General features: G+C 57.9%; 25 protein-coding genes, 1 tRNA gene and 3 pseudogenes. 4 read left to right on the top strand and 25 right to left on the bottom strand.

Features of this window, described 5'->3' with window-relative positions; all coding sequences use genetic code 11:
* Positions 1-6: 6 nt before the first annotated feature.
* The 15 genes and pseudogenes from PSJE_RS07735 to thrS all read right to left on the bottom strand — a co-directional run bounded on the left by PSJE_RS07735 (position 7) and on the right by thrS (position 13,226).
* Positions 7-1,185 (bottom strand): CBASS cGAMP synthase, encoded by a 1,179-nt coding sequence (locus PSJE_RS07735; protein WP_090454269.1) that lies wholly within the window; start codon positions 1,183-1,185, stop codon positions 7-9.
* A gap of 522 nt (positions 1,186-1,707) precedes the next feature.
* Positions 1,708-2,358, bottom strand: coding sequence for a Cap15 family cyclic dinucleotide receptor domain-containing protein (locus tag PSJE_RS07730; RefSeq protein ID WP_090454267.1), 651 nt, complete (start codon positions 2,356-2,358; stop codon positions 1,708-1,710).
* A gap of 162 nt (positions 2,359-2,520) precedes the next feature.
* Positions 2,521-2,746 (bottom strand): annotated as a pseudogene (locus tag PSJE_RS07725) (transposase domain-containing protein); the annotation flags it as partial.
* 89 nt (positions 2,747-2,835) lie between these two features.
* On the bottom strand, positions 2,836-4,512 hold the full coding sequence (gene ltrA, locus PSJE_RS07720; protein ID WP_090454265.1) for a group II intron reverse transcriptase/maturase: 1,677 nt from the start codon (positions 4,510-4,512) through the stop codon (positions 2,836-2,838).
* A gap of 577 nt (positions 4,513-5,089) precedes the next feature.
* A pseudogene (locus PSJE_RS07715) lies at positions 5,090-5,296 on the bottom strand (IS66 family transposase); the annotation flags it as partial.
* A 34-nt stretch (positions 5,297-5,330) separates the two neighbouring features.
* Positions 5,331-5,616, bottom strand: a pseudogene (locus PSJE_RS07710) (DNA adenine methylase); the annotation flags it as partial.
* A gap of 156 nt (positions 5,617-5,772) precedes the next feature.
* Positions 5,773-5,849 (bottom strand) — tRNA-Pro (locus tag PSJE_RS07705).
* 89 nt (positions 5,850-5,938) lie between these two features.
* Positions 5,939-6,295 (bottom strand): MerR family transcriptional regulator, encoded by a 357-nt coding sequence (locus tag PSJE_RS07700; RefSeq protein WP_003179985.1) that lies wholly within the window; start codon positions 6,293-6,295, stop codon positions 5,939-5,941.
* Positions 6,276-6,578, bottom strand: a complete 303-nt coding sequence (gene ihfA, locus PSJE_RS07695; RefSeq protein ID WP_002553164.1) for an integration host factor subunit alpha — start codon at positions 6,576-6,578, stop codon at positions 6,276-6,278. Before ihfA ends, PSJE_RS07700 begins: the two co-directional genes overlap by 20 nt.
* A 3-nt stretch (positions 6,579-6,581) precedes the next feature.
* Positions 6,582-8,960, bottom strand: a complete 2,379-nt coding sequence (gene pheT / locus PSJE_RS07690; protein ID WP_057715538.1) for a phenylalanine--tRNA ligase subunit beta — start codon at positions 8,958-8,960, stop codon at positions 6,582-6,584.
* Between the two features lie 26 nt (positions 8,961-8,986).
* Positions 8,987-10,003: a phenylalanine--tRNA ligase subunit alpha gene (gene pheS / locus PSJE_RS07685; protein WP_007975711.1), complete on the bottom strand. Its 1,017-nt coding sequence runs from the start codon at positions 10,001-10,003 to the stop codon at positions 8,987-8,989.
* Between the two features lie 109 nt (positions 10,004-10,112).
* Positions 10,113-10,469: a 50S ribosomal protein L20 gene (gene rplT / locus PSJE_RS07680; protein WP_007905879.1), complete on the bottom strand. Its 357-nt coding sequence runs from the start codon at positions 10,467-10,469 to the stop codon at positions 10,113-10,115.
* 28 nt (positions 10,470-10,497) lie between these two features.
* Positions 10,498-10,692, bottom strand: a complete 195-nt coding sequence (gene rpmI, locus PSJE_RS07675) for a 50S ribosomal protein L35 (RefSeq protein ID WP_002553160.1) — start codon at positions 10,690-10,692, stop codon at positions 10,498-10,500.
* Positions 10,693-10,752: 60 nt separating this feature from the next.
* Positions 10,753-11,304 (bottom strand): translation initiation factor IF-3, encoded by a 552-nt coding sequence (gene infC / locus PSJE_RS07670; protein WP_172435703.1) that lies wholly within the window; start codon positions 11,302-11,304, stop codon positions 10,753-10,755.
* Positions 11,304-13,226, bottom strand: coding sequence for a threonine--tRNA ligase (gene thrS / locus PSJE_RS07665; protein WP_090454263.1), 1,923 nt, complete (start codon positions 13,224-13,226; stop codon positions 11,304-11,306). The genes infC and thrS overlap by 1 nt, the downstream gene beginning before the upstream one ends.
* A 375-nt stretch (positions 13,227-13,601) precedes the next feature.
* Between thrS and PSJE_RS07660 the strand changes: the two genes are divergently transcribed.
* Positions 13,602-13,904: a hypothetical protein gene (locus tag PSJE_RS07660; protein ID WP_090454261.1), complete on the top strand. Its 303-nt coding sequence runs from the start codon at positions 13,602-13,604 to the stop codon at positions 13,902-13,904.
* A 292-nt stretch (positions 13,905-14,196) separates the two neighbouring features.
* Positions 14,197-14,409 (top strand): cold-shock protein, encoded by a 213-nt coding sequence (locus tag PSJE_RS07655; RefSeq protein ID WP_003179963.1) that lies wholly within the window; start codon positions 14,197-14,199, stop codon positions 14,407-14,409.
* Positions 14,410-14,479: 70 nt separating this feature from the next.
* On the opposite strand, the gene PSJE_RS07650 is transcribed toward PSJE_RS07655, so the two are convergent.
* Positions 14,480-14,800, bottom strand: a complete 321-nt coding sequence (locus PSJE_RS07650; RefSeq protein WP_008047240.1) for an I78 family peptidase inhibitor — start codon at positions 14,798-14,800, stop codon at positions 14,480-14,482.
* A 165-nt stretch (positions 14,801-14,965) separates the two neighbouring features.
* Entirely contained in the window at positions 14,966-15,271 is a 306-nt protein-coding gene (locus tag PSJE_RS07645) for a hypothetical protein (RefSeq protein ID WP_007975706.1), read from the bottom strand.
* Between the two features lie 132 nt (positions 15,272-15,403).
* On the opposite strand from PSJE_RS07645, the gene PSJE_RS07640 reads away from it, so the two are divergent.
* Positions 15,404-15,616, top strand: coding sequence for a hypothetical protein (locus tag PSJE_RS07640; RefSeq protein ID WP_057715541.1), 213 nt, complete (start codon positions 15,404-15,406; stop codon positions 15,614-15,616).
* 33 nt (positions 15,617-15,649) lie between these two features.
* Here PSJE_RS07640 and PSJE_RS07635 read toward each other — a convergent pair whose 3' ends face one another.
* The 8 genes from PSJE_RS07635 to PSJE_RS07600 all read right to left on the bottom strand — a co-directional run bounded on the left by PSJE_RS07635 (position 15,650) and on the right by PSJE_RS07600 (position 23,330).
* Positions 15,650-16,657, bottom strand: coding sequence for a nucleoside hydrolase (locus PSJE_RS07635; RefSeq protein ID WP_090454259.1), 1,008 nt, complete (start codon positions 16,655-16,657; stop codon positions 15,650-15,652).
* A gap of 64 nt (positions 16,658-16,721) precedes the next feature.
* Positions 16,722-17,126 (bottom strand): D-ribose pyranase, encoded by a 405-nt coding sequence (gene rbsD / locus PSJE_RS07630; protein WP_057715542.1) that lies wholly within the window; start codon positions 17,124-17,126, stop codon positions 16,722-16,724.
* The gene (gene rbsK / locus PSJE_RS07625) at positions 17,123-18,040 is read right to left on the bottom strand and encodes a ribokinase (RefSeq protein WP_090454257.1); all 918 of its coding nucleotides are present in this window, start codon (positions 18,038-18,040) and stop codon (positions 17,123-17,125) included. The genes rbsD and rbsK overlap by 4 nt, the downstream gene beginning before the upstream one ends.
* Positions 18,041-18,114: 74 nt before the next feature.
* Complete coding sequence (locus PSJE_RS07620; RefSeq protein ID WP_090454255.1) at positions 18,115-19,134, bottom strand: LacI family DNA-binding transcriptional regulator; 1,020 nt, start codon at positions 19,132-19,134, stop codon at positions 18,115-18,117.
* Between the two features lie 3 nt (positions 19,135-19,137).
* The gene (locus tag PSJE_RS07615; protein WP_057715545.1) at positions 19,138-20,115 is read right to left on the bottom strand and encodes an ABC transporter permease; all 978 of its coding nucleotides are present in this window, start codon (positions 20,113-20,115) and stop codon (positions 19,138-19,140) included.
* Positions 20,112-21,665, bottom strand: a complete 1,554-nt coding sequence (locus PSJE_RS07610) for a sugar ABC transporter ATP-binding protein (protein WP_090454253.1) — start codon at positions 21,663-21,665, stop codon at positions 20,112-20,114. The genes PSJE_RS07615 and PSJE_RS07610 overlap by 4 nt, the downstream gene beginning before the upstream one ends.
* A gap of 55 nt (positions 21,666-21,720) precedes the next feature.
* Positions 21,721-22,677 (bottom strand): sugar ABC transporter substrate-binding protein, encoded by a 957-nt coding sequence (locus PSJE_RS07605; protein WP_057715547.1) that lies wholly within the window; start codon positions 22,675-22,677, stop codon positions 21,721-21,723.
* Between the two features lie 191 nt (positions 22,678-22,868).
* Positions 22,869-23,330 carry a hypothetical protein gene (locus PSJE_RS07600; protein WP_090454251.1) on the bottom strand — a complete coding sequence of 154 codons (462 nt, stop codon included), beginning with the start codon at positions 23,328-23,330 and terminating at the stop codon, positions 22,869-22,871.
* A 351-nt stretch (positions 23,331-23,681) separates the two neighbouring features.
* Between PSJE_RS07600 and PSJE_RS07595 the strand changes: the two genes are divergently transcribed.
* The gene (locus PSJE_RS07595; RefSeq protein WP_057715549.1) at positions 23,682-24,770 is read left to right on the top strand and encodes an asparaginase; all 1,089 of its coding nucleotides are present in this window, start codon (positions 23,682-23,684) and stop codon (positions 24,768-24,770) included.
* Positions 24,771-24,835: the final 65 nt, after the last annotated feature.

Raw genomic sequence — 24,835 nt, 5'->3', positions numbered from 1 at the left:
TGACCATCAACCCGACTTCGAACGTTTCAGCATTTCCAGTTCGCCGGGCTCCGGATCAACAGCCGCCATCGCCGCTGGCAGCGCTGCCACAGGCTTGTCATCAATCAGATCCGGCCGGTTCGGGAAACGATCACCCAACATCTCCCGCATCCAGCGACAAGCTGACACCTTTGCCTCAGAGCTCGCGTTGATCGCAGCATCAAGGTACTTCTCGAACGTTTCAAACTTCTCCGCCGCCGCTTGGAGCTCATCCTCGGACATCGCGGCCGTGAGGTAAACCTTGGAATCAATCGGGCTTAGAACGCCATCTCGCAGGGCCTTTGGGATGCCCCTCACTACGTTGAGCAGTGCCTGGTCATCGCGCTTGCTCTCGAGTTCGAAGAGTGGGCAGGCGGCCGCCATCAGCAGAATTGAGCTAGGCCCTTTATCATCCCAGTGCTGATCACGGAATCCCTTAATGTAGCGGATCACCCGGCGCAACTGTTCGCCCTTGTCCTGCACCTCCAACTCGAACCACTCCTTCATCGCCAGAGGGTCGGACTTGATCCAGCCACGATCGCACGCGAGCAAGATCTTGTCGGACGGGAGCTTCTTCCAGCTCTGGGTGGCGGCAGTGGCATTGATACCGTCCATGACTGGAACGCCACGCGCTTCCATACCCGCCTTCAAGAGCATGTACTGCACATCAGGGATCGCATAGAGCGGCAGGTCGATATGTGCGTAAGTCGAGATCACGACCCGCATGCAGTTGGGTTTGCGCTCCAGCGACCAACCGTTGACGTCGCACAACGGCTTCAGCACCTCGCGCACCGCATCAAAGAAGTCATCAATCGCCAGGTGGGGCTTTTCCTCCTCCTTCATGATGCTCAGCGGTAGGTACACCCCGTCGTCAACATCAGACTGTTGCGGCGGAGTCTGGCACGGGCGATTCAGCGTCTTGTACGCCCAGGAGCCTTGGATGTAAAACTTCGGCTCACACGTCTCACCTTCGTAACCTTGGTCCCGCAAGGCTTGGGGTAGGCCATCACGTAGTGCTTGGCGAATGTCCTTCCGCGCCGCGTCGATCTTCTGCTTCTCGTCGGTCGTGAGATCCAGGGACTTCAGAAATGTCGGGTGATCGGCGACTGTTCCGTCGCCATCGGGACGGTCTTTGGTGGTGTACAGCAAGGGGCTCAGGTTGGGCATGAAACATCTCCAGTCGATGGCTAGTGAGCACCGTGCCTGTCTTCATGCTAACCCTCGCGATGGGAACCCTTTCCCAAGAACCAACCTCTTCCGTGCTGCCACAAACCGGCAATGGATTCGTAGCCAAATAGCGCGCAACTGTAGCGAAGCGGACACAAGCTGGATCCAATACTGCCAGACACCTACATCTTGTGCAATACATGGGGCAACATAGGCAAAAAACACCACATATTGTGTAATCGCCACACGTTGGCTGTACTAGGTTGTGGCTAAGACCCTGAGAGCAATGCGCTGGGAGCAGCACCTTGATTATGACGGCTTCAGGCGAAGTGCCGATAACCGAATGCTCCCGGCAACCCCACAGTTCGCTCCTGGAATCCGCCCCTGTTAAGGAGGGAGCTCCAGCCGAGCGCCTCCCCCTCGAAAAGTGCTTCGAATAGGCGCCAGAAAGAGAGGGGTAACCAAATTTTATGATCGGCCCATCCAAGCTGGCCTGGCGAAGGCGCCAAGGCAGCGACTAACTCACTTCAGTCGCTCAAAGAAAATCATACCCGCTGTATTCAAGCCCTTGTTCCAGTTCCGATTCGTCCAGTACTCCCCATCAAGAGTTACCCCCCCATTCTCGTCATGAACCTCCACTCGCGCCGAACCATGATGGCAGCCGCTATCCGTTACCTCCGGATTCCGGGTGACGTTAAGGTATGAGTAGTTGAGTTCAATGGTTCCGTGCTCTGGATCGCGCCGTACGCCCACGATCGTAGTGCTCGACTTTGAGTACTTATCATCAGACTGAAACTTCATCCGCACGCTGAACAGGCGGGATGTGATGGTGACCTTGCCCTGCTTGTCGAAAAGCGCATCGCCAGCCGGTTGCCCCGTTAACTGCCTGACCACATTCCAGTTCGACCGGATGGTTACCAGCCAGTCTCCATCAATGGGAGGGAAAAACTTCCGGACCAAGGGCAGCTTGCAGATCCAGGGGAACATAGGTGTCTGACCCACGCCAAGCAGGACAACCGTTGCAACACCTACCGCTACTTTGGCTACAGACCAAAAAGCTGAAAAGTCACTGAACACCTCAGGCAGGCGCCAGAAGCTCAGCACCCCGAAAACGATGAAGCACAATAGGGCGAAGTAACCGAGACATTTTTGAATACCAAGCACCTGATACATGAACACACCTCTGCAACAAGCCAGCAGCCACAGTACACCGTTATGCATAACTGGCGCACACTCTGGGGGGGGCATTATAGAGCGGTTTTTTTGTGTGCCAGCAGCCTTCCAATACCGCCACATTCCTGACTCGATCGGGAGGGCCGCAAGCGTCCTGCCAAGTCACCTTGCGTGACTCAGGCAAGCATCCGCCGATGCGGCAGCAACTGGCTCACTCCCCCGTTCCGTCGGCAGCCGCGTCAGCACATCTTTGAGGTAGGCATAAGGATCATGCCCATTCATGCGCGCCGTCTGGATCAAACTCATGTTCACTGCCGCACGTTTGCCGCTGCTTAACGAGCCAGCGAACAACCAGTTCGAACGTCGCCCACGGCCGGATCTGGTTGTCGGGTAGTCAGACGCGGTTGCCCGCGTCCAACCCCCTAAGAACCGTGCATGCGAGTTTCCCAGCACACGGCTCAAGCCTCTACTAAGGCGCTATTGGGCACCCGGTTGTACATCGTCGACGTTGGCAAATTGCACATCCCTCGGGCAGCGCAGGTGGTAAATCTCAAGATTGGCGGCCGCATCCGTCCCTCCGTGACTCAGCTTCACAACATGGCGACTGTGCCACGGTGTGTCTTTGGTCACCGGCTTGAAGCATGCGCAGCACCTGCCTCCCTGTTGCACCCATACCCGATACAGCTTGGCTCGACCTTTTACGGAAGTGAGCATCCTCTTGCCCCAGCGGGATTCGAAGTACTCATCCCATTCAGGGTCGTGAGGGTTGGCAGCAGCCTTGATCTTGATATGTCGCACAATTGGCGTGTCCGAGGCGTCCAATAACGTGTACCGACGCTTCCGACCATCGGCGGATTTTTCAACACACGAGAATACCCATCGACGCGCCCCTTGTACTTTGAAATACCGATCCTTCACCCATCGGCGTGTCTTGCGAGGGTGGCGGCGTACCGCCCATCGCCAGAGCATTTCCCACACTGCGCTGTCCACCTGGTTGAAGACCTTCTTGGCGACGACATGACTGTGATAGTTCGCCCAGCCCCGTAGAACCGGGTTGAGCAAACCTATCAAGTTAGCCTGCCGTATCGTTTTGTTGGTCTTGATCAACTCTCGCAGCTTGGCAAGTAGAGCCCCGATGTTCGCCTTGGACGGCTTGATCAGGAGCTTGCCGTTGTACTTGCGCAGGTTCCATCCGAGGAAGTCGAACCCGTCCCCTATGTGCGTTACTTTGGTTTTTTCCGGAGAGAGGACAAGTCCACGCTCTGCCAAGAAATCAACCACAGCGGGCCTGACTTCATTCTCCAGCCACTCTTTCGAACAGCCTGTGATGATGAAGTCATCTGCATAGCGCACCACGCGCATTTTTCGGGCTGTCCACTTCGCGTTGGGAAATTTCTTCGCCAGCATCGTTTCCAACCCATCCAGCGTCATGTTCGCCAACACCGGGGATATGATGCCTCCCTGCGGGGTTCCGGCGTGGCTGGGGAACAGTTGATTCTGGTAGACATAACCGGCCTGGAGCCATTTCTGCAAAATCGCCTTATCCATGGGAATGTTGGCGATCAACCAGTCATGGCTAATATTGTCGAAACAGCCTTGAATGTCGCCCTCTAACACCCACTCCGCGTTTGCTTTTCGTGACAGCACACCAAAGCACTGTGCGGCGGCATCCGCAGTTGAGCGTTCCGGCCTGAATCCATAAGAGTTCGGGTCGGCGGTGGTTTCCGCTATCGGTTCCAGCGCCAGCAAATGAAGCGCCTGCATGGCCCGGCATTTCATCGCGGGAATTCCGAGAGGTCTAGTCTTACCGTTTTTCTTCGGAATGAGGACTCTCCGAAGCGGAAGCGGCGAGTAGCCTCGCCGCTTCAACGACGCTATCGCAGCGATCTTGGCCCTAGGCGTATTCCAAGTGACCTTGTCCACTCCAGGGGTATTTTTGCCTTTGTTTTCAGACACACGTTTCACGGCTAAAGCTTTGCCGCTGAACGAGTGAGTCAGCAGCCATTGCAAGGCTCTCGCCTTGTTATGCCTGCCGTCTTGTACAGCCTTCACAATACGCGCTTGCAGCCCTTTGACACGACGTTGCACGGCGATCCAATCGATGCCGTCCCACGACGTGCCGGAAGGTGCACACGCCAATGCTGCTGCGTTCATTTGCTCTCCTTCCGTTGAAAGGGTTCTACCAACTCTCGTGTGAAGAGAGACCATGAGGACGTCTGCCCGCTTTCGCGTGAAGTGATGTTTCAACTTCTATCCAACCCATTACAGGATGGCGTTCGCTTTTTCCTCGTTCCTTCGCCCGCACCGCCATGGGCAGTTTTTACAAACGGCTTTCCCTGACGGGAGCGATACGGGATTTCCACGTTCCGCCTACTGAAGTGCGTCGGGTTAGGTGCCTGCTATCGACCGGGAGGCATGTGGGTCACGAGTGCGTAGTCGAAAGACGCAATTCCCACCTCCATTACCATTTTGGTTCGAGCGTGTAAGCCATTTCCGCTCGCTCAACTTAACGATCGTTGCGCAGATTCACATGCGTTCACCATACCGACTATCTAGCCCTTGTCCGGCTATGGCTGCCAGAAGGGTACGCCTCTCACGATTGGTACCCCGCACCTTGCGGTGCCTCGTTCCATTGTCGAAGGCGCTCTTGATTCAGCCTTCTAGATTCACCCGGTGACACGGGTGGTTCCCGCTGGGGGGAACAACTTCATTAAGCGACTTCGTGTCGCACTTCGACTGCGTTGTTATCTATGGGCACAGCGCCATCCTCGGCATAGCGAGTCAGTGCAGCCCAGCGCTTGAGGCTGTAATCCAGAGCTTTGGCGATAGCCGACCCTTCGGGCACAAGATCGCGCGGGGCCAACATCCAGGTATGCAGTGCGCTGAGGATGGGTGCCGCTTTTTCCTGGCGTATTCGCCAGCGATCTTCGTTGGTCATCCGCTCGTCGTTCTCAAACTAAAAGTCGCCCCTAACCGGCAGTCTGCCTGTAAGGCGGGCCCATGTAGTGGAAGGTATGGGCGCGATCGTATCGTTCGGCGCATTCAAGCCAGAATAAGTTTTCGACATAGGTGCCGGACTGGCGCTGCCAGGCAGCCGAGAGGTTTTCCTCGATACGCAATAGGTTAATGGCCAGGCCGGTGGTGGCGGTGCCGAATGTCTGCCCGGTGACCTTGGCCTGCGAAGGTATGATGCTGCAGGTAGAAAAATCGCGCGGCGCGTTGGATGTCGGTGAGGGTTTCGAGGCGGGTCATCTTCTTACTTACACCAAAACTCGCGCGAAGCAGTGCCAAAGATATCGCTAGCTCACACGAAGCTACCTAGATCCAGAATATCCGTGGGAGTAAATGTGGGAGTATTTTTTCAGACATGAAAAAGCCCAACCGGTGAAGATTGGGCCAAGTCATTGAAAAATATGGTCGGGACGGAGTGATTCGAACACTCGACCCCTAGCACCCCATGCTAGTGCGCTACCGGACTGCGCTACGCCCCGACTAGGCGTGAAACCCATCCCTCATCTCGAGGAACGCTCAAGAATATATCGCAAGCTTTTGAAAACTGGAAGTATTTAAAAGCGAGAATTTATTTCTTGAGTACCACCAGAACATCTTCGAGCTCGGCGATCATCTGGCGGATCATTTGCTTGTATTGGGTGGTGTCGTCTTTGGCTTCATCACCGGACAAACGCAGGCGCGCTCCGCCGATGGTGAACCCCTGATCGTAAAGGAGCGCGCGGATCTGCCGGATCATCAGCACGTCCTGGCGCTGATAATACCGGCGGTTTCCGCGGCGTTTGACAGGGTTGAGTTGAGGAAACTCCTGCTCCCAGTAGCGCAGCACGTGTGGTTTTACCGCACACAGCTCGCTGACTTCACCAATGGTGAAGTAGCGTTTGCCCGGGATGACGGGGAGCTCGTCGTTATGACTTGGTTCCAGCATAAGCCTCAACTCGGGCCTTCAACTTCTGCCCTGGACGAAAGGTGACCACACGGCGAGCCGTGATCGGGATTTCTTCCCCCGTTTTCGGATTGCGGCCAGGCCGCTGGCGTTTGTCCCGAAGGTCGAAATTGCCGAAACCGGACAATTTGACTTGTTCGTTGTCTTCGAGAGCGTGCCTGATTTCTTCAAAAAACAGTTCGACCAATTCCTTGGCCTCCCGTTTGTTCAGGCCCAGCTCTTCATACAGACGTTCCGCCATCTCAGCTTTCGTCAGAGCCCCCATACGTCACTTCCTTAACGTGGCGTTCAACCTTTGTTCGAGCGAGGTGAGGATGTTTTGCGTTGCGGTATTCACCTCATCGTCATTAAGAGTGCGCGATGGATGCTGCCAGGTCAAGCCGACTGCGAGGCTTTTTCTATCAGGATCAATGCCTTTACCCTGATACACGTCAAATAGCCTGAGGTCTGTCAGCCATTCGCCTGCATTTTCACGGATTACGTCCAGTACAGCCGTGGCTGCAACGTCTTTGTGAGCAATCAGCGCAAGGTCACGACGCACTTCAGGAAAGCGCGATAACTCGTGGAATTTTGGCATTTTGCCCGACGCCACTTCCGCCAGAACCAACTCGAAGACGAAGACCGGACGGTCGAGACCGAGGGTTTTCGACAATTCAGGGTGGATCGCGCCAATGAAGCCGACCAGACGACCGTCACGCTCGATGCGCGCGGTTTGACCCGGGTGCAGCGCTGGGTGCTTGCCTGGCACGAAAGTGAACGAATCCAGAGCACCGGCAAAACCCAGCACCGCTTCCACGTCTGCCTTGACGTCGAAGAAGTCGACGGTATCGCGACCCTGCGCCCAGCCTTCCGGCAGGCGACTACCGCAAACAACACCCGCCAACATCGGCTCTTGCTTCAGACCTTCAAGCTGGCCAACGAAACGCAGGCCGCTTTCGAACAGACGCACGCGATCCTGCTGACGGTTCAGGTTGTGTTGAAGCGCCTTGACCAGACCCGGCCACAGCGACGAGCGCATGGCAGCCATGTCATTGGAGATCGGATTGGCCAGCAGCAACGGCTCCACACCCGGATTAAACAGTTCGAACTGTTTCGGATCGATGAAGCTATAGGTAATTGCTTCCTGATATCCACGGGCAACCAGCAGGCGGCGCAGTTCAGGCAGGTCGCTACGGGCTTCTGCCTTGGCTTGCGGCGCCAGGCGCGCTTGCGGATAACGAACCGGCAAACGGTTGTAGCCATACAGGCGTGCCAGTTCTTCGATCAGGTCCACTTCCAGGCTGATATCGAAGCGATGGCTTGGAACTTCTACACGCCACTGCCCTGCCCCATCGGCAGTAATGGTCAGGCCCAAGGCGTTGAGCAGACGCTCCACCTCGGCCGAATCCATTTCCATACCCAGCATCTGGGTAATACGCTGGGCACGCAGGGTGATCGGAGCAATTTTCGGCAGGTGCTGTTCGCTGACGGTCTCGATGATCGGACCCGCTTCACCACCGGTGATTTCCAGCAGCAAACCAGTCGCGCGCTCCATGGCTTCGCGGGCCAGCTGCCAGTCTACGCCACGCTCATAGCGATGGGATGCATCGGTGTGCAGGCCATAGGAACGGGCCTTGCCTGCAACGGCGATCTGGTCGAAGAAGGCGCTTTCCAGGAACACATCACGTGTGGTCGCGGAAACACCGCTGTGCTCGCCACCCATGACGCCGGCAATTGCCAGTGCGCGGGAGTGGTCGGCAATCACCAGCGTATCGCTACGCAGGCTGACTTCCTGGCCGTCGAGCAGCACCAGCTTCTCGCCCTCTTCAGCCATGCGCACACGGATGCCACCGTTGATTTCGGCGAGATCGAAGGCGTGCAGCGGCTGACCCAGTTCCAGCATCACATAGTTGGTGATGTCGACGGCAGCGTCGATGCTGCGCACGTCGGCACGACGCAGACGCTCGACCATCCACAGAGGCGTTGCTTTGGACAGGTCGACGTTACGGATCACACGCCCCAGGTAACGCGGGCACGCGGCGGGCGCCAGCACTTCTACCGAGCGCACTTCGTCGTGGGCGGCAGGAACCGAAGCCACCACCGGACGGACCACCGCAGCGGCGTACAGGGCACCCACTTCACGGGCCAGACCGGCCAGGGACAGGCAGTCACCACGGTTCGGGGTCAGATCGACCTCGATGCTGGCGTCTTCCAGGTCCAGGTAAACGCGGAAATCCTCGCCCACCGGCGCATCGGCAGGCAGTTCCATCAGGCCGTCATTGCCTTCACCAACCTGCAGCTCGGTTTGCGAGCACAGCATGCCGTTGGACTCGACGCCACGCAGCTTGGCTTTCTTGATCTTGAAGTCGCCTGGCAGCTCGGCGCCGATCATGGCGAAAGGAATCTTCAGGCCCGGGCGCACGTTTGGCGCACCGCAAACAACCTGGAAGGTTTCCGAACCGTTGCTGACCTGGCACACGCGCAGTTTGTCGGCATCCGGGTGCTGCTCGGTACTCAGCACCTCGCCAACGACCACGCCACTGAAAACACCGGCGGCCGGCGTAACGCTATCGACCTCAAGACCGGCCATCGACAGACGAGCAACCAGCTCGTCGCGACTTACCTGCGGGCTAACCCAGCCACGCAGCCATTGTTCACTGAATTTCATCCTGCTCTCCTAAGAATTCGTTACGACTAGCGAAATTGCGCGAGGAACCGCAAGTCGTTGTCGAAGAACAGACGCAAGTCGTTCACGCCGTAACGCAGCATGGCCAGACGCTCTACGCCCATGCCGAAGGCAAAGCCCGAGAACTCTTCCGGGTCGATCCCGGACATGCGCAGCACGTTCGGGTGAACCATGCCGCAACCCATCACTTCCAGCCAGCCGGTCTGCTTGCAGACGCGGCAGCCTTTACCGCTGCACATCACGCATTCCATGTCGACTTCAGCGGACGGCTCGGTGAACGGGAAGTACGAAGGACGGAAACGCACCGCCAGTTCCTTTTCGAAGAACACCCGCAGGAACTCTTCGATGGTGCCTTTGAGGTCGGCGAAATTGATGTCGCGATCGATCAGCAGGCCTTCGACCTGGTGGAACATCGGCGAGTGGGTGATATCGGAGTCGCTGCGGTATACACGGCCTGGGCAGACGATGCGGATCGGCGGCTGTTTCGACTCCATGGTGCGGACCTGTACCGGCGAGGTATGGGTGCGCAACAACATGTTCGCGTTGAAATAGAAGGTGTCATGCATCGACCGGGCCGGGTGGTGGCCAGGGATGTTGAGCGCTTCGAAGTTGTGATAGTCGTCTTCGACCTCAGGGCCTTCGGCGATGCCGTAGCCAATACGGGTGAAGAACTGTTCGACGCGTTCCAGAGTACGGGTAACCGGATGCAGACCACCGGAGGTCTGACCACGGCCAGGCAGGGTCACGTCAATGGACTCGGCGGAGAGTTTGGCAGCCAGATCGGCTTCTTCAAACAATGCCTTGCGCGCATTAAGGACCTCTGTGACACGCTCCTTGGCAACGTTGATCAGCGCACCGACCTGCGGACGCTCTTCTGCCGGCAAATTCCCCAGGGTCTTCATCACCTGAGTCAATTCACCCTTCTTGCCAAGGTAGTGAACCCGGATTTGCTCCAGGGCATTGATATCTTCAGCGCTTTGCACAGCCTCTAGAGCTTGAGAGACGAGCGCATCCAGGTTTTCCATGTACAGACTCCAGATACAAAATAGGGGAAGAGCTTGAAGGCTCTTCCCCTATTTATGACGTTTAACACCTGACCCCACAGATGCGAGGCCGGGTGACTGTCGGGGGTACTTAAGCCAAGGTGGCTTTAGCTTTCTCGACAATCGCAGCAAACGCCGCTTTTTCGTTCACTGCCAGATCAGCCAGAACCTTACGGTCGATCTCGATGGACGCTTTTTTCAGGCCGGCGATGAAACGGCTGTAGGACAGACCGTTGATACGAGCACCAGCGTTGATACGAGCGATCCACAGAGCGCGGAACTGACGTTTTTTCTGACGACGGTCACGGTAGGCGTATTGGCCTGCCTTGATTACCGCTTGCTTGGCAACACGGAATACGCGGGAGCGTGCGCCGTAGTAGCCTTTAGCAAGTTTCAGAATTTTTTTGTGACGCTTACGGGCAATGACGCCACGCTTTACACGAGCCATGAGTTACTTCCTCTATTCTTGACTAAAATTAACGAAGGCGCAGCATGCGCTCGACTTTTGCCACGTCAGACGGATGCAGCAAGCTGCTACCGCGCAGTTGACGCTTACGCTTGGTCGACATTTTGGTCAGGATGTGGCTCTTGAAAGCGTGCTTGTGCTTGATACCGTTAGCAGTTTTCAGAAACCGCTTAGCAGCACCACTTTTGGTCTTCATTTTTGGCATGTTCGGATACTCCGCATTCAGTTGATAAACATAATCAGAAGGCCTGCCGTGCCCTGTTGATTACTTCTTCTTTTTCGGGGCGATGACCATGATCAGCTGGCGTCCTTCCATCTTAGGATGCTGTTCGACCGAACCGTACTCGAGCAAGTCACCTTCAACTCGCTTGAGGAGTTCCATCCCCAGCTCCTGGTGGGCCATCTCACGGCCGCGGAATCGCAAGGATACCTTGGCCCTGTCCCCGTCACTCAGGAAACGTACCAGGTTGCGCAGTTTTACCTGGTAATCCCCTTCCTCCGTCCCTGGACGAAACTTGATTTCTTTAACCTGAATCTGCTTCTGGTTTTTCTTGGCCGCAGCAATCTGCTTCTTCTTTTCGAAGATCGATTTGCCGTAGTCCATCAGTTTGCAAACAGGTGGTACTGCATCGGCGGAAATCTCCACCAGATCCAGCTTGGCCTCTTCAGCCTTAAGAAGCGCGTCTTCAATTGACACAATCCCGAGCTGTTCACCTTCAGCCCCAATTAACCGAACCTCGCGTGCCGAGATATTCTCGTTGATCGGGGCTTTCGGTGCAGTTCGTTTATCTTGTCTCATTTCACGCTTAATAATAATTACTCCGAATCTTGGCGACCACGCCGGGAAACCGCTTGCGCGAGGAACTCAGCGAACTGGGCGACGGGCATCGAGCCCAGGTCAGCACCTTCACGAGTACGCACAGCGACAGTCTGCATCTCGACTTCCCGATCTCCGATAACCAAGAGATAAGGAACCTTGAGCAAAGTATGCTCGCGGATTTTAAAGCCGATTTTTTCATTTCTCAAGTCAGACTTGGCACGAAATCCGCTTTCGTTGAGGGTTTTTTCAACCTCGGCGGCGAAATCAGCCTGTTTGTCAGTGATATTCATCACCACTGCCTGGGTCGGAGCAAGCCACGCCGGGAATGCACCCTCGTAGTGCTCGATCAGGATTCCGACGAAACGCTCGAAGGACCCCAGGATCGCCCGGTGCAACATCACCGGGTGCTTGCGACTGTTGTCTTCGGAGACGAATTCGGCTCCCAGACGGACCGGCAGGTTAAAATCGAGCTGCAGGGTACCACACTGCCAGACGCGACCGAGACAATCTTTCAACGAGAATTCGATCTTCGGACCGTAGAACGCACCCTCGCCCGGTTGCAGATCGTACGGCAGGCCCGCGCTATCAAGGGCTGCGGCCAGCGCAGCTTCGGCACGATCCCAAAGCTCGTCGGACCCGACGCGTTTTTCCGGACGAGTGGACAGCTTCATCTCGACATCTTTAAAGCCGAAATCGGCGTAGACATCCATGGTCAGCTTGATAAACGCGGCGGACTCGGCCTGCATCTGCTCTTCGGTGCAGAAGATGTGGGCGTCGTCCTGAGTGAATGCGCGCACGCGCATGATGCCGTGTAAGGCACCCGATGGCTCGTTACGGTGGCACGCACCAAACTCGGCCAGGCGCATTGGCAGCTCGCGGTAGCTTTTCAGGCCCTGGTTGAACACCTGCACGTGGCAAGGGCAGTTCATTGGCTTGATCGCGTAATCGCGGTTTTCCGACTGGGTGGTGAACATGTTGTCGGCGTAGTTGGCCCAGTGCCCGGATTTCTCCCACAGGCTGCGGTCAACGACTTGCGGCGTCTTGATTTCCAGGTAGCCATTGTCGCGCTGAACCTTGCGCATGTACTGCTCGAGCACCTGGTACAAAGTCCAGCCGTTCGGATGCCAGAACACCATGCCCGGCGACTCTTCCTGAGTGTGGAACAGGCCCAGGCGCTTGCCGATCTTGCGATGGTCGCGCTTTTCGGCTTCTTCGATGCGCTGGATGTAAGCCGCCAGCTGCTTCTTGTCCGCCCATGCGGTGCCGTAGACGCGCTGCAATTGCTCGTTCTTGGCGTCACCGCGCCAGTAGGCACCGGACAGTTTGGTCAGCTTGAAGGATTTCAGGAAGCGGGTGTTCGGCACGTGCGGACCGCGGCACATGTCGACGTATTCTTCGTGATAGTACAGGCCCATGGCCTGCTCGTTCGGCATGTCTTCGACCAGGCGCAACTTGTAGTCTTCGCCACGGGCCTTGAACACTTCGATCACTTCGGCGCGCGGAGTGACTTTCTTGATCACGTCGTAATCTTTCTCGATCAGCTGCTGCATGCGCTGTTCGATGGCCGCCAGGTCGTCCGGAGTGAAAGGACGCTCGAAGGCGATGTCGTAATAGAAACCTTCATCGATGACCGGACCGATGACCATTTTGGCGGTCGGGTACAACTGCTTGACCGCGTGGCCAACCAGGTGGGCGCAAGAGTGGCGAATGATCTCCAGCCCCTCTTCATCCTTTGGCGTGATGATTTGCAGCGACGCGTCGCTGTCGATGATGTCGCTGGCGTCGACCAGCTTGCCATCGACCTTGCCGGCAACGGTGGCCTTGGCCAGGCCTGCACCGATGGATGCGGCGACCTCGGCTACGGAAACCGGGTGATCGAATGAACGTTGACTGCCGTCGGGAAGAGTAATAGTTGGCATGGCGCCTCCTCTCCTAGTGGTGACCCCTACCAAAGGTCACGTGGGTTGGGATGAGCCAGTACAAGATCCGGTCCAGGCCGTTCAATGACGAACGCCTGCCTTACAGCGGCAGGAGCCTTGCGGCCAACCGGGAAACCGAACCAGAGTGACTGGGATTCAAATCAGGGTTAATCGTGCATCTGCCGCCACCGGGACTGAAGGTCCGTCGGAGCCTGCAAACGCCCGAGCCACGCATGCTAGCACAGATGAACGGTTGCCACGGTGCGCAGGTTTTGCAGCAGGGTAAATTGGCTGTTTTTATGCCAGAGTGCTGAACTTGAAGCGCACTATCGCCCTCAGATAACAAGATATCTGACCCACAAGGAGTATCTCAGCATGCGTCTGAATCGTTTATTCGCCGTAGTCGCCCCCGTCATTCTCCTCCTGCCACTGGCCGCCCATGCAGAATGGCCAAAAGGCGAACGACAGAAATACATGGATCAGTGCGTTCCTGCCGCTGCCGAGAAGATTGGTACGCCGGCAGCAAAATCCCACTGCGCCTGCGGTGCCGATGCCATCAAATCGTACCCTGCCGCCGACATTCAGGCCCTGATGAACAACACGGCCAGCGACACATTGAAGCAGCAGGCACTGAGCAAAATTGCAGCCTGCAAGGCCACCAAAACAGAGCAAAAATAAGCCCGCCCCCACGCTTTCAGCCCCTGAAATACTGTTAAAAAGCCGCTGAAACAGGACCTTTCGTACAATTTATTCAGGTTTTTCAGCTTTTTTTATTGCCTTAACTTTCGGCCGAAAGCCTTATAGAACGGGGCTTTCAGCCGCTAAAGGACACAAAGAAAAAACGTCTGATTGGCAAACAGTGCGTCCGGGGGGCTCCCAAACCGAACATTTCGACTATGATACTCGGGTGTGCCCAGTTGGCCTGAGCAGCACAGTACTACTGAAAATATATGTTTCTTGGAGATACACCATGTCTAATCGCCAAACCGGCACCGTTAAATGGTTCAACGATGAAAAAGGCTTCGGCTTCATCACTCCTCAAGGTGGCGGTGACGACCTGTTCGTACACTTCAAAGCTATCGAAAGCGACGGTTTCAAAAGCCTGAAAGAAGGCCAGACTGTTTCCTTCGTGGCTGAGAAAGGCCAAAAGGGTATGCAAGCTGCTCAAGTTCGCCCAGAGTAATTTCCAGGCGCACTAAAAAAACCCCGTCCATGTGACGGGGTTTTTTATGGGTGAAACAAAAGTCGAACGATCAGCCGCAGTTGACGCGGGTCACTACCCGGCTGGCATCGGTGTTCAGGTTCAGGCGATCGGAACGGTACTCCAGCGTCACCATATCGGTTGGCAGCAGGAACCGTGCACTTTGCGCCCCGGCACGGGTACGCGCCTGCTCGAGCAGCTGCGGCGATGCCTGTTTGCCGATGGTGAACTCGGCAGCCTTTGCCTCACAGCGACTGTGACCCGTGTCAGTCGTCGCAACATCCGTTGTTGCCGACTCCGTAGAGGGAGTGCTGCAACCGGCCAGCGTGGCAACGGCCAACAAAGTACCCAATGACGCGAGCTTCCAAGGCATGAAGCCTCCTTATTCAATGATTAAGCTGAGATCGTGCGACAACCAGACTGGCGTTTGGTTTCACAGGGAGCACTGGCACCCTGCCCATGATCCGGACGAGCCGCGATTCTGCCTGAGCGTCGCCCTGCCCTTAATCACTGAATCGTGACTGAATATGAACGACGCTCAATAGACGTCGATGTAGTCGTAAGGAGGATTGGGCCAGTTCTCTTTCAAGGCATTGAAGATTTGCATGACCCAGACTTCATCGCTGGCCGCGACCCGCCCGACATAACCGGAGCCCTTGGCCCAGGTTTCGAGCCGGAACAACAACCCGTCGATATCGGTACCGCCCACGACACCCGAGGAGATGTAGGCAATGCCCCCCTTGGTGACCCGCAACTGGGTGTGCTCATCGTCACTGGCGCCAGCCAGCAACTGACGCACCGCCTCGAGGGTCAGGCCATCCGGGGAGTTCAAATCGATCTGCACAGCGCGTTCCTTGAATATTCGTCAGAGACCAAGTGTCGCACAGCCCTCCCTTCATGCCTAAGTCGACGTGTCAAAAGCCTCGCAAAATGGTTAACTCGGTACTCAGACTTCCCCGACCTCCCGAGTGCCATCATGACCACCGTAAGCATCGACGCTGCCATCAAGGCCAAGTGGCAAGACGGCCACAGCTCCTACAGCCCAAGCAGCACGGAAGAGCTCGCCATTATCGGTATCGACCTTCTGGTCAGGGACCTTGGAACCGAAGCCGCCCAATCGTTCATCGAGCAAATTTTCGAGAAACATCTATCGGACCAAAAGACCGAAGCGGTTAGTACGAGGGAGTAAAACCCGCAGGCAAGCACCTGCGGGAGATGATGCTTACTTCAGGCGGGCCAGGCGCTCGGTCAGCAAATCGAAGAAGCCCTGGGCGTCGCCGCTTTCTACCCAGAAGGCGTTCTTTGGCGCCTTCAAGCCGTCATACCAGTCGACGATGGTTTGTCCAAAGGTCAGTCCTTCGCGGCTGTCGACCACCACGTTGACCGAACGACCGCTGAACAATTGCGGCTTGAGCAGATAAGCGACAACCGTGGCGTCATGCACCGGGCCGCCCGGAAGGCCGTAGTGTTCCATGTCGCCCTTGATGTACTCATTGAGAATACTGCCCACCAGACGACTGGCGTTGTTGTTCAGCGCGGCAATCTGGTTCAGGTGCGCTTCGCTGGTAAGGATCTTGTGGGTCACATCCAGCGGCAGGTAGGTCAGCTTCACGCCACTGTTGAGCACCACTTCGGCGGCTTGCGGATCGGCGAACAGGTTGAACTCGGCCACCGGCGTGATGTTGCCGCCGTTGAAGTGCGCACCGCCCATGACCACCACTTCCTTGATGCCCTGAACGATACCCGGCTCCTGGATCAACGCCAGGGCCAGGTTGGTCTGCGGGCCAAGCATGGCGATGGTAATGCTGTGGGGCTCGGCAGATTTCAGGGTATCGATCAGATAGGTGATGGCGCTGCCCTTTGCCAGCCCCTTCCTGGGCTCATGCACGGCAATACCCGACAACCCTTCCTTGCCATGAATGTCCTCGGCGTAGATGGGTGTGCGCATCAGGGGTCTGGGCGCCCCCGCATAGACCGGCACCTCTTCGCGCCCCGCCCACTCCCGGGCCAGCCGCGCATTGCGTGAGGTCTTGTCCAGGCGAACGTTGCCGGCAACGGTGGTCAATGCCCGGACATTCAGTTCGTCCGGCGATGCCAGGGCGAACAACAGGGCAACGACGTCGTCAGCCCCCGGATCGGTGTCGATGATCAGGTCGATCTTTGGTGCCGCCTGGGCGTTGGTTGCGGTCGTCAGGGTCAAAAGCAGCAGGCTCCGGAGCAGTGGGTGCAGTTACTGAGCATAGCGATACGGGGCGCACGCCTTGTGCCAGGGACATCAAAACGCGGACAGCCAGTCAAAACGTAACCCCGGCGACCAGCACAATGTTGCAGTACGGCTGGCATTCGCCTGTACGAACAATCGCCCTGGCTTGTCGGCTCAGGACCTTGAATTGTTCATGGGTGAGCAACTCACGCCGACCCAACGCGCCTTCGCCATCCAGCGCTTCCAGCGTGACCAGGGCCGACGGCTTTTTATCGAAGATTTCCTGAGCCAGCACATGGCTTTCGACCTGCATTTCACTGAGCACGACCTTCAAGGTGCTGACAAAGTCCGGAATGCCATGGGTCAGGGCCAGGTCGATCAATTCAACGCCCGGAGGAACCGGCAGCCCCGCATCCCCGATGACGACCCTGTCGCCATGTCCCAATGAAGCGATCAGTCGCGACAGCGCAATGTTGAGCAGGGGTGTCTTTTTCATGGGGTTTTAAACGCCTGTACATCGCTCAAGGCGGGAATTGAAGGCTGCGCGCCGGCACGGGTGACCGACAGCGCCGCGGCCACCTGTCCGAAGCGGATCGCCTGCGCCTCATCGTTACCCGCCGCCAGTGCCGCAGCGAAACCGCCGACGAACGTATCGCCGGCCGCCGTGGTATCGACAGCCTTCACCACGGGCGCGGGGAAATGTTCGAAGCGTTGGCCATCGGCAAACAGCGAACCTTGCGCACCGAGAGTGATGATCACCTTGCCGGCGCCCAGGGCAATCAGGCGCGTTGCCGCGGCTTGTGCGGTGTCCAGGGAGTCCACTGACAGTCCGCTCAGGGCCGACGCTTCGCTTTCGTTGGGAATCAGGTAATCGATGGACGCGTACCAGTCCGATGGCAGCGGACGGCTGGCCGGAGCCGGGTTGAGGATGACTGTCTTGCCCAGCTCGCGGCCGCGCTTGAGCGCATGGCCAACAGACGCATCGGGCACTTCCAGCTGACAGATGAGCACGTCCGCCGCACGTATCACCGAATCAAAACGGTCAATGGTTTCTGCGGTCAATGCACCGTTGGCACCGGGGACGATCACGATGGAGTTCTGACTGCTGTCGTCGACCACAATCAACGCCACGCCGCTGGAACCGTCAACGGTGCTCACCGCCCGGCAATCGATCTGCTCGGCCAACAGCGCCCCGCGCAGTGCCTCACCATAAGCGTCATTGCCCACGCAGCCGATCATCGACACCTGGGCTCCCAGCCGCGCCGCAGCCACGGCCTGATTGGCACCCTTGCCACCGGAGACGGTGGTAAACGATTGACCAATCAGCGTTTCACCGCCCTTGGGCAAGCGCGAGGCCCGGGTCACCAGGTCCATGTTCAAACTGCCAATTACCACTACTTTTGCTGACATACATTGCTACTCATCGATTCTGTTTCGGCGGCGCTTTTGATTCAGCGGCTTTCTGTTTTCAACGGCTTTTTGTTTCAACGGAATTGGGCAAACACGCCGGCCAGCGGCGCCGTCGATTCACGCATGACGATACTCGGCGTCACGATCCGCTGACCGGTCGCCAGACCCGGCGTGGCGATTCGGCGCAAAAGCACTTCGGCAGCCATTTCGCCGAGCTGCAGGATCGATTGCCCGACCGTGGTCAGCGACGGGTAGACATACCGACTCATCTGGATATCGTCGAAGCCGATCACCGACAACTCGCTCGGTACGCGAATATTGCGCTCGGCGGCGGCCCTCAGCACACCGATGCCGATCATGTCGTTGGCCGCAAAAACGGCGGTAGGCGGATTGCTTTCCAGCAGAATCGCGGCAGCGCTGTAACCGCCGGTGCTGGTGAAATCGCTTTCCAGCATGCGCCCGGGAGAGACTTCGACGCCCGCCTCCTTCAAAGCCCTGCGATAACCCGCCAGACGCATCTGCGCCACACTGGTGCTTTGCGGCCCGCTGATCGTGGCGATATCCCGGTGCCCCAACTCCAACAGGTGCCGGGTCGCCAGATACGCTCCGTATTCATGGTCGATGCGCACCAGGTCCGCATCGACACCGTCCAGTCCGCGGTCGACGATCACCATTGGCGTGCGGACGCCTTTCAGGCCTTGTGCCAGGCCACTGTCGCCGCCGGCCGAGGCGACGATCAGGCCGTCGATGCGTTTTTCCAGCAGCACACGCAGGTAGCTGCGCTGCTTGTCCGGATTGTCGTCGGAGTTGCACAGGATGACGCAGTAGCCGTTTCGCTCGCAGTAATCCTCGATACCCCGGGCCAGTTCGGCGAAATACGGGTTGAGGCTGTTGGGGACCAACAGGCCGATGGTGGCCGTGGTCTTGGCCTTGAGCGAACGGGCCACGGCGCTGGGGACGTAGTCGAGGGTCTGGATCGCCGCTTCGACCTTGATCCGGACTTCTTCACTGACCGGCCGGGTCTTGTTCACCACATGGGAAACCGTGGTGTAGGAAATGCCGGCAAGGGCTGCTACATCTTTGATAGTCGCCATGACTCAGGTCCGCCGGCTTGCGCGCTGACTGCGATAAGTATCCAGCACCACCGCCACCACGATCACCGCACCGGTAATGATGCGCTTGGTCGGTTCGGTTGCCCCGATCTGCGCCAGCCCCGCGGCCAGCACGGAAATAATCAGGACGCCAAAAAACGTGCTGATCACCGAGCCGCGCCCGCCCATCAGGCTGGTCCCGCCGATCACGACGGCCGCGATCACCTGCAATTCAAGACCGGAGCCAGCATTCGGGTCGGCGGCTTCCAGGCGAGAAATCTGGAACAACGCGGCAACGCCGGCCAGCAACCCCATCAGGCTGAAGACCAGGACCTTGTAGGGCTTCGGGTTGATCCCCGCCAGCCGCACGGCCTCTTCGTTGGTACCAATACCGATCAGGTAGCGACCGAACACCGTCCGGGTCAACACGGCCTGAGCGACGAAAATGATCAGCAACGCAATGATGAACGACGGCGAAATGCCGAAGGCGATCGGATTGGACAACCAGGCGAACGCGTCGCCGATGTAGGCCGTACGCGAACCGGTCATCTGGTACGCCACACCGCGAGCCATTTCCAGCACGCCCAGGGACACGATGAATGATGGTATCCGCCACGCCACAGTGATCGAGCCGGTGATGGTACCGGCGAGCGCCGCGACGGCCATGCCCAGCAGCGCCGCCGGCAGAACGCCCCAGCCCCAGCCAAGAATCGCCACGCTCACGGTCGAAGCCGCCAGCGCCAGTACCGAGCCTACCGAAAGGTCGATGCCACCGATGATCAACACGAAGGTCATGCCGACCGCCAGCACCATCAGGTCCGGAATCTGGTTCGCCAGGGTGCTGAAAGTATCGTACGAGAGGAAATGACTGCTCAGCACCGAGAACAGCACGATCATCGCCAACAAGGCACCCGCCAGGCCCAGATAGGTGCCCAGGCCGTAGAAGTTGCCACTGCGTTTGCCGGCATAAGAAGCGGTATTCATGGAAGATCCCTAGGCGCGGCTTCAACGAGCTGCGCATCACGTTTTTGGTAGCCGGCGAAAGCAGCGGCGAGCAACTCATCCTGGGTCCAGCTGTCGCGATCGAAGGTATCGATCAGGCTTCCTGCCGACAGCACGCCGATCCGGTCGCAGATCAGCATCAGCTCGCGCAAGTCGCTGGAGACCACTACCAGCGCCTTGCCCTTGCGGGTCAATTCACCGAGCAGGTTGTAGATATCGAACTTGGCGCCGACGTCGATGCCGCGGGTCGGCTCGTCGAACAGCAACACCGAGCAATCGCGCTCCAGCCAACGGCCGATGACGACTTTCTGCTGATTGCCGCCGGACAACTCGGACACCAGTTGTGCCGAACCGGAACTGCGGATGCGCATGGCGTCAATCTGACGCTGGGCCAGGGCGCGCTCCTTATCGTTGTCGACAAAGCCCGCGCCGGAGATGCCGGGCATGTTGCCCAAGGCGATATTGGCGCCGATCGACTGCGTCAACAAAAGGCCTTCGCCCTTGCGATCTTCAGTGATCAACGCGATGCCATGCCCGACCGCATCCACTGGCGAACGCACATTGATGACCCGCGCCGGCGCCCCCAGGGCAATCGTGCCGCTGTCGGCGATATCCGCACCGAAGATCAGACGCAGCAATTCAGTGCGCCCCGCGCCGATCAAACCGGAAATCCCGAAAATCTCTCCGGCACGGACTTCGAACGACACGTCGCGAACCTTGTCGGACCGGCTCAGGCCCTTGACCGTCAACACCGGAGCGCCGATCTTGCGCGCCCCCATATCGATATGTTCGCCGAGCTCGCGGCCGACCATCAGCGTGACCAGTTGCTCGCTGTTGTAGTTGGCCATCGGCTCGACACAGACCAGGTTGCCGTCGCGCAGCACGGCAATGCGTTGCGCGACTCGCGCCAACTCTTCGAGGCGATGGGAGATGTAGATGATCGATACGCCGCGAGCCTGCAGGCGGGTGATCTGCTCGAACAGCATTTCGACTTCGCGGGCAGTGAGCATCGCGGTCGGCTCGTCGAGAATCAGCACATGACAATCGCCAATCAGGTTGCGGGCGATCTCCACCATTTGCTGGTGGCCGATGCCCAGTTCGCCGACCAGGGTGTCCGGGTCGATGGCGTCTAGCCCGACATGAGCCATGGCCTCGATGGCGGCCTTGCGCAACTGCTTGCGACTGATCCAGCCGCCTTTGCTGGGCAAGTTGTCGAGAAACAGGTTTTCCGCCACCGACAGGGTCGGCAGCAGATTGAGTTCCTGCATGACCATGCGGATACCCAGCGCTTCAGCCTGAGCCCGGCTACCCGGACGGTAGTCCTGCCCCTGATACTGCATCTGGCCGGTGGTCGGCGTGACCAACCCGCCAATAATCTTCGAAAGCGTGCTTTTGCCCGCACCGTTCTCACCGGTCAGCGCCAGCACCTCCCCGCGCATGAGCGTCAGGTCGATGCCGGCCAGGACCGGTTGGGCGTAAGTCTTGCCGATACCACTGACCGAAAGGACAGCGTTCGGAGCGCAAACTGACATAAAAACTCTCCATGCGCCCGTCCGGCTGGACGAGCGCCGTTACGTCGCCAGAAGGCTACTTGGTGACCAGTTCTACCGGCGTTTCGATCACGCCGTTGGCGCCGCCGTCGACCTTCTCGCCCTTGAGAATCTTCAATGCAGTCTCGATGCCGAACACCGCCTGTTTAGCCGCGAACTGGTCCGCAGTGGCCAGCACGCGACCATCCTTGAGCATAGGCTGGATGGCATTGATGTTGTCGTAGCCGACCACCTGCACCTTGCCGGCCTTGCCCGCGGCGCGCACCGCAGACACCGCACCGACCGCCATGCTGTCGTTGCCGGCCAACAGGGCCTTGGTTTGCGGGTATTCGCTGAGAATCGACGCGGCTACCTTGTTGCCCTTGTCGATCTCCCAGTCTCCGGATTGCAGGGACACGACCTTGATCTGCGCCGCCTCCATCGCATCCTTGAAACCTGCAGTCCGCTGCTGGGCATTGGTGGTGGTGGACACACCTTCGATGATGCCGACTTCGTCACCGGCCTTCAGCTGTTTGGCCAGGTAGTCCCCCACCAGCCGTGCGCCCTTGCGATTGTCCGGGCCTACGAACGGAACATTGATGTTTTTGCTTTTGACGACGGCGGGGTCCAGTTGGTTGTCGATGTTGATCACGGTGATACCGGCATCGATGGCTTTCTTGATCACCGGGACCATGGCCTTGGAGTCTGCCGGCGCAATCACCAGTGCATTGACCTTGGCCAGGATCATCTGCTCGACGATACGCGTCTGGCCTGCGGTGTCGGTTTCATCCTTGATGCCGTTGGAGATGAGGTCGAATTCGCCGGAGTGATCTTTCTGGTAGGCCTTGGCGCCGTCCTCCATTGTCAGGAAGAACTCGTTGGCCAGGGATTTCATGACCAGAGCGACTTTCGGTTTTTCAGTGGTTTCAGCAAAAGCCGAAGAGACAGGCAATGCAGCGGATGCAGCAGCCAACATAGCGACAGCGAGAAGACGTCCAGCGAATGGCAGCTTCATGGGTTCACTCCGATCTTATGATTATTGTGAGCAACGCTTGCGCTGGCGTAAGCTTCACGGCCCGCCGTGATGAAAAGCCATCATTGGAGCCGCGCAAACGTTTGCGTGAACCAAACTATGCGAACCCTGCCGGTATTTGTCAACGACCTGAAAAGCGCTTTCAGCTATGTTTGGCGAAAAACGGCATTCAGCTATGCCGTGGTATTGACCACCGATCCCGTGCCAGAACCCTTGGCCATTTCCTTGATCAGGCTCGCACTCACTTGCAGGATGGCGCCGTTGGTGTCGGCAACTTGCCCCTGTATGGCTGCTACTGCTGTGGTCTTGGCTTCCGGGGTTGGATAGGACGCTGCCTGGGCTTGTGCCAGTTGCTGCTGTTGCTCGCGCAATTGCTGCTGCAATTCCTTCAGACGCTTGAGCAAGACCTTCACCGCAACGCTGGTGTTATCGCTGGCTTCCGATTCGGCCTTTACGCCGGCACCCTCCCCCAGACCTACCGGGCCCGTCTTGACCTGGTTGCCATCGCTTTCCTTTGCACCCGGCGCTCGAGCAGCCGAATCAGCGGCTGCGTCGCTCAAGGCACGAAGGGTGGTGGCCGATTTTCCAGCGATGGTGATGCCGGCGGCATTGGGAATGCCAACAGATAACGACATGTGAACTCCTGAAGAAAAAGATCCCTTGAAGGAGCATCGACCGGCTCGGGCGTTTCTTTAGTCATGACGGATGATTTGACCCGTTTAAATCCTAAACAAGACCGCGATCCGTTTCGGAGAGCCGAACGCGAAAGTTAAACATGTTCGGCATTCCGGACGCCCAGCCTCGAAACCGCTCTGGACACAAACAGCAATACCGTTACAAATCATTAACTTAGATGTGTTTTTCGATTCAGCGTATTACTGGTACAGATCCTGCTCTTCCCCTCACACTCCCGGCGTTCAGATTCGCCCGGGGCGTATCTAGATGAACCTGCATCCGCACCGTCTCACAACTAGAAGAGAAAAATAATGACATCTGCACTCAAGACCTTTGTTCCGGGCGCCTTGGCCCTGCTGTTGCTTCTACCCACTGCCCTTCAGGCCAAAGAAGCCGAAACCCAACAAAAACTGGCCAACGTGGTGATCCTCGCCACCGGCGGTACCATTGCCGGCGCGGGGGCCAGCGCCGCCAACAGCGCAACCTATCAAGCGGCGAAAGTCGGCATTGAACAGTTGATCGCCGGCGTTCCTGAACTGAGCCAATTGGCTAACGTTCGCGGCGAACAGGTCATGCAAATCGCCTCCGAAAGCATCACCAACGAAAACCTGCTGCAACTGGGTCGCCGCGTAGCCGAGCTGGCCGATAGCAAAGACGTCGATGGCATCGTGATCACCCACGGCACCGACACCCTGGAAGAAACGGCGTACTTCCTCAACCTGGTGGAAAAAACCGAGAAGCCGATCATCGTCGTGGGCTCCATGCGCCCAGGCACCGCGATGTCCGCCGATGGCATGCTGAACCTGTATAACGCGGTGGCCGTGGCCAGCAGCAAAGACGCGCGAGGCAAAGGTGTACTGGTGACCATGAACGATGAAATCCAGTCGGGTCGCGACGTCAGCAAAATGATCAATATCAAGACCGAAGCGTTTAAAAGTGCCTGGGGTCCGCTGGGCATGGTGGTAGAAGGCAAATCCTACTGGTACCGCCTGCCGGCCAAGCGTCACACCATGGATTCCGAATTCGACATCAAGACCATCAAGAGCCTGCCTGACGTCGAGATCGCCTATTCCTATGGCAACGTCAGCGACACCGCCTACAAGGCCCTGGCTCAGTCCGGCGCCAAAGCCATCATCCACGCCGGCACCGGCAATGGCTCGGTATCGTCGCGAGTGGTGCCCGCCCTGCAAGCCCTGCGCAAGGATGGCGTGCAGATCATTCGTTCCTCCCATGTCAACGCCGGCGGTTTTGTACTGCGCAACGCCGAACAGCCTGACGATAAATACGACTGGGTCGTGGCCAACGACCTGAATCCACAAAAAGCCCGGGTCCTGGCGATGGTCGCGTTGACCAAAACCAATGACAGCAAAGAACTGCAACGGATGTTCTGGGAATACTGATTCGCCCTCGCCCTCGCCCGACCGGATCCGGTCGGGCACCCCGTGCGCCATTCGCCAGCCTTGGC

The sequence above is a fragment of the Pseudomonas jessenii genome, from assembly GCF_002236115.1.
In the GTDB taxonomy this organism is placed as follows: Bacteria; Pseudomonadota; Gammaproteobacteria; order Pseudomonadales; family Pseudomonadaceae; genus Aquipseudomonas; species Aquipseudomonas jessenii.
This window is presented reverse-complemented; position numbering and strand designations above follow the sequence as displayed.

Excerpts from the sequence above, each read along its gene's own strand:
- pheT (WP_057715538.1), bottom strand. The coding sequence starts at position 8,960 with ATGAAATTCAGTGAACAATGGCTGCGTGGCTGGGTTAGCCCGCAGGTA.
- PSJE_RS07615 (WP_057715545.1), bottom strand. The coding sequence starts at position 20,115 with ATGAATACCGCTTCTTATGCCGGCAAACGCAGTGGCAACTTCTACGGC.
- PSJE_RS07655 (WP_003179963.1), top strand. The coding sequence starts at position 14,197 with ATGTCTAATCGCCAAACCGGCACCGTTAAATGGTTCAACGATGAAAAA.
- PSJE_RS07735 (WP_090454269.1), bottom strand. The coding sequence starts at position 1,185 with ATGCCCAACCTGAGCCCCTTGCTGTACACCACCAAAGACCGTCCCGAT.
- ltrA (WP_090454265.1), bottom strand. The coding sequence starts at position 4,512 with ATGAACGCAGCAGCATTGGCGTGTGCACCTTCCGGCACGTCGTGGGAC.
- rbsK (WP_090454257.1), bottom strand. The coding sequence starts at position 18,040 with ATGTCAGCAAAAGTAGTGGTAATTGGCAGTTTGAACATGGACCTGGTG.
- rplT (WP_007905879.1), bottom strand. The coding sequence starts at position 10,469 with ATGGCTCGTGTAAAGCGTGGCGTCATTGCCCGTAAGCGTCACAAAAAA.
- PSJE_RS07620 (WP_090454255.1), bottom strand. The coding sequence starts at position 19,134 with ATGGCGACTATCAAAGATGTAGCAGCCCTTGCCGGCATTTCCTACACC.
- PSJE_RS07600 (WP_090454251.1), bottom strand. The coding sequence starts at position 23,330 with ATGTCGTTATCTGTTGGCATTCCCAATGCCGCCGGCATCACCATCGCT.
- PSJE_RS07640 (WP_057715541.1), top strand. The coding sequence starts at position 15,404 with ATGACCACCGTAAGCATCGACGCTGCCATCAAGGCCAAGTGGCAAGAC.
- PSJE_RS07595 (WP_057715549.1), top strand. The coding sequence starts at position 23,682 with ATGACATCTGCACTCAAGACCTTTGTTCCGGGCGCCTTGGCCCTGCTG.
- rpmI (WP_002553160.1), bottom strand. The coding sequence starts at position 10,692 with ATGCCAAAAATGAAGACCAAAAGTGGTGCTGCTAAGCGGTTTCTGAAA.
- thrS (WP_090454263.1), bottom strand. The coding sequence starts at position 13,226 with ATGCCAACTATTACTCTTCCCGACGGCAGTCAACGTTCATTCGATCAC.
- rbsD (WP_057715542.1), bottom strand. The coding sequence starts at position 17,126 with ATGAAAAAGACACCCCTGCTCAACATTGCGCTGTCGCGACTGATCGCT.
- pheS (WP_007975711.1), bottom strand. The coding sequence starts at position 10,003 with ATGGAAAACCTGGATGCGCTCGTCTCTCAAGCTCTAGAGGCTGTGCAA.
- ihfA (WP_002553164.1), bottom strand. The coding sequence starts at position 6,578 with ATGGGGGCTCTGACGAAAGCTGAGATGGCGGAACGTCTGTATGAAGAG.
- PSJE_RS07730 (WP_090454267.1), bottom strand. The coding sequence starts at position 2,358 with ATGTATCAGGTGCTTGGTATTCAAAAATGTCTCGGTTACTTCGCCCTA.
- PSJE_RS07650 (WP_008047240.1), bottom strand. The coding sequence starts at position 14,800 with ATGCCTTGGAAGCTCGCGTCATTGGGTACTTTGTTGGCCGTTGCCACG.
- PSJE_RS07605 (WP_057715547.1), bottom strand. The coding sequence starts at position 22,677 with ATGAAGCTGCCATTCGCTGGACGTCTTCTCGCTGTCGCTATGTTGGCT.
- PSJE_RS07610 (WP_090454253.1), bottom strand. The coding sequence starts at position 21,665 with ATGTCAGTTTGCGCTCCGAACGCTGTCCTTTCGGTCAGTGGTATCGGC.
- PSJE_RS07660 (WP_090454261.1), top strand. The coding sequence starts at position 13,602 with ATGCGTCTGAATCGTTTATTCGCCGTAGTCGCCCCCGTCATTCTCCTC.
- PSJE_RS07700 (WP_003179985.1), bottom strand. The coding sequence starts at position 6,295 with ATGCTGGAACCAAGTCATAACGACGAGCTCCCCGTCATCCCGGGCAAA.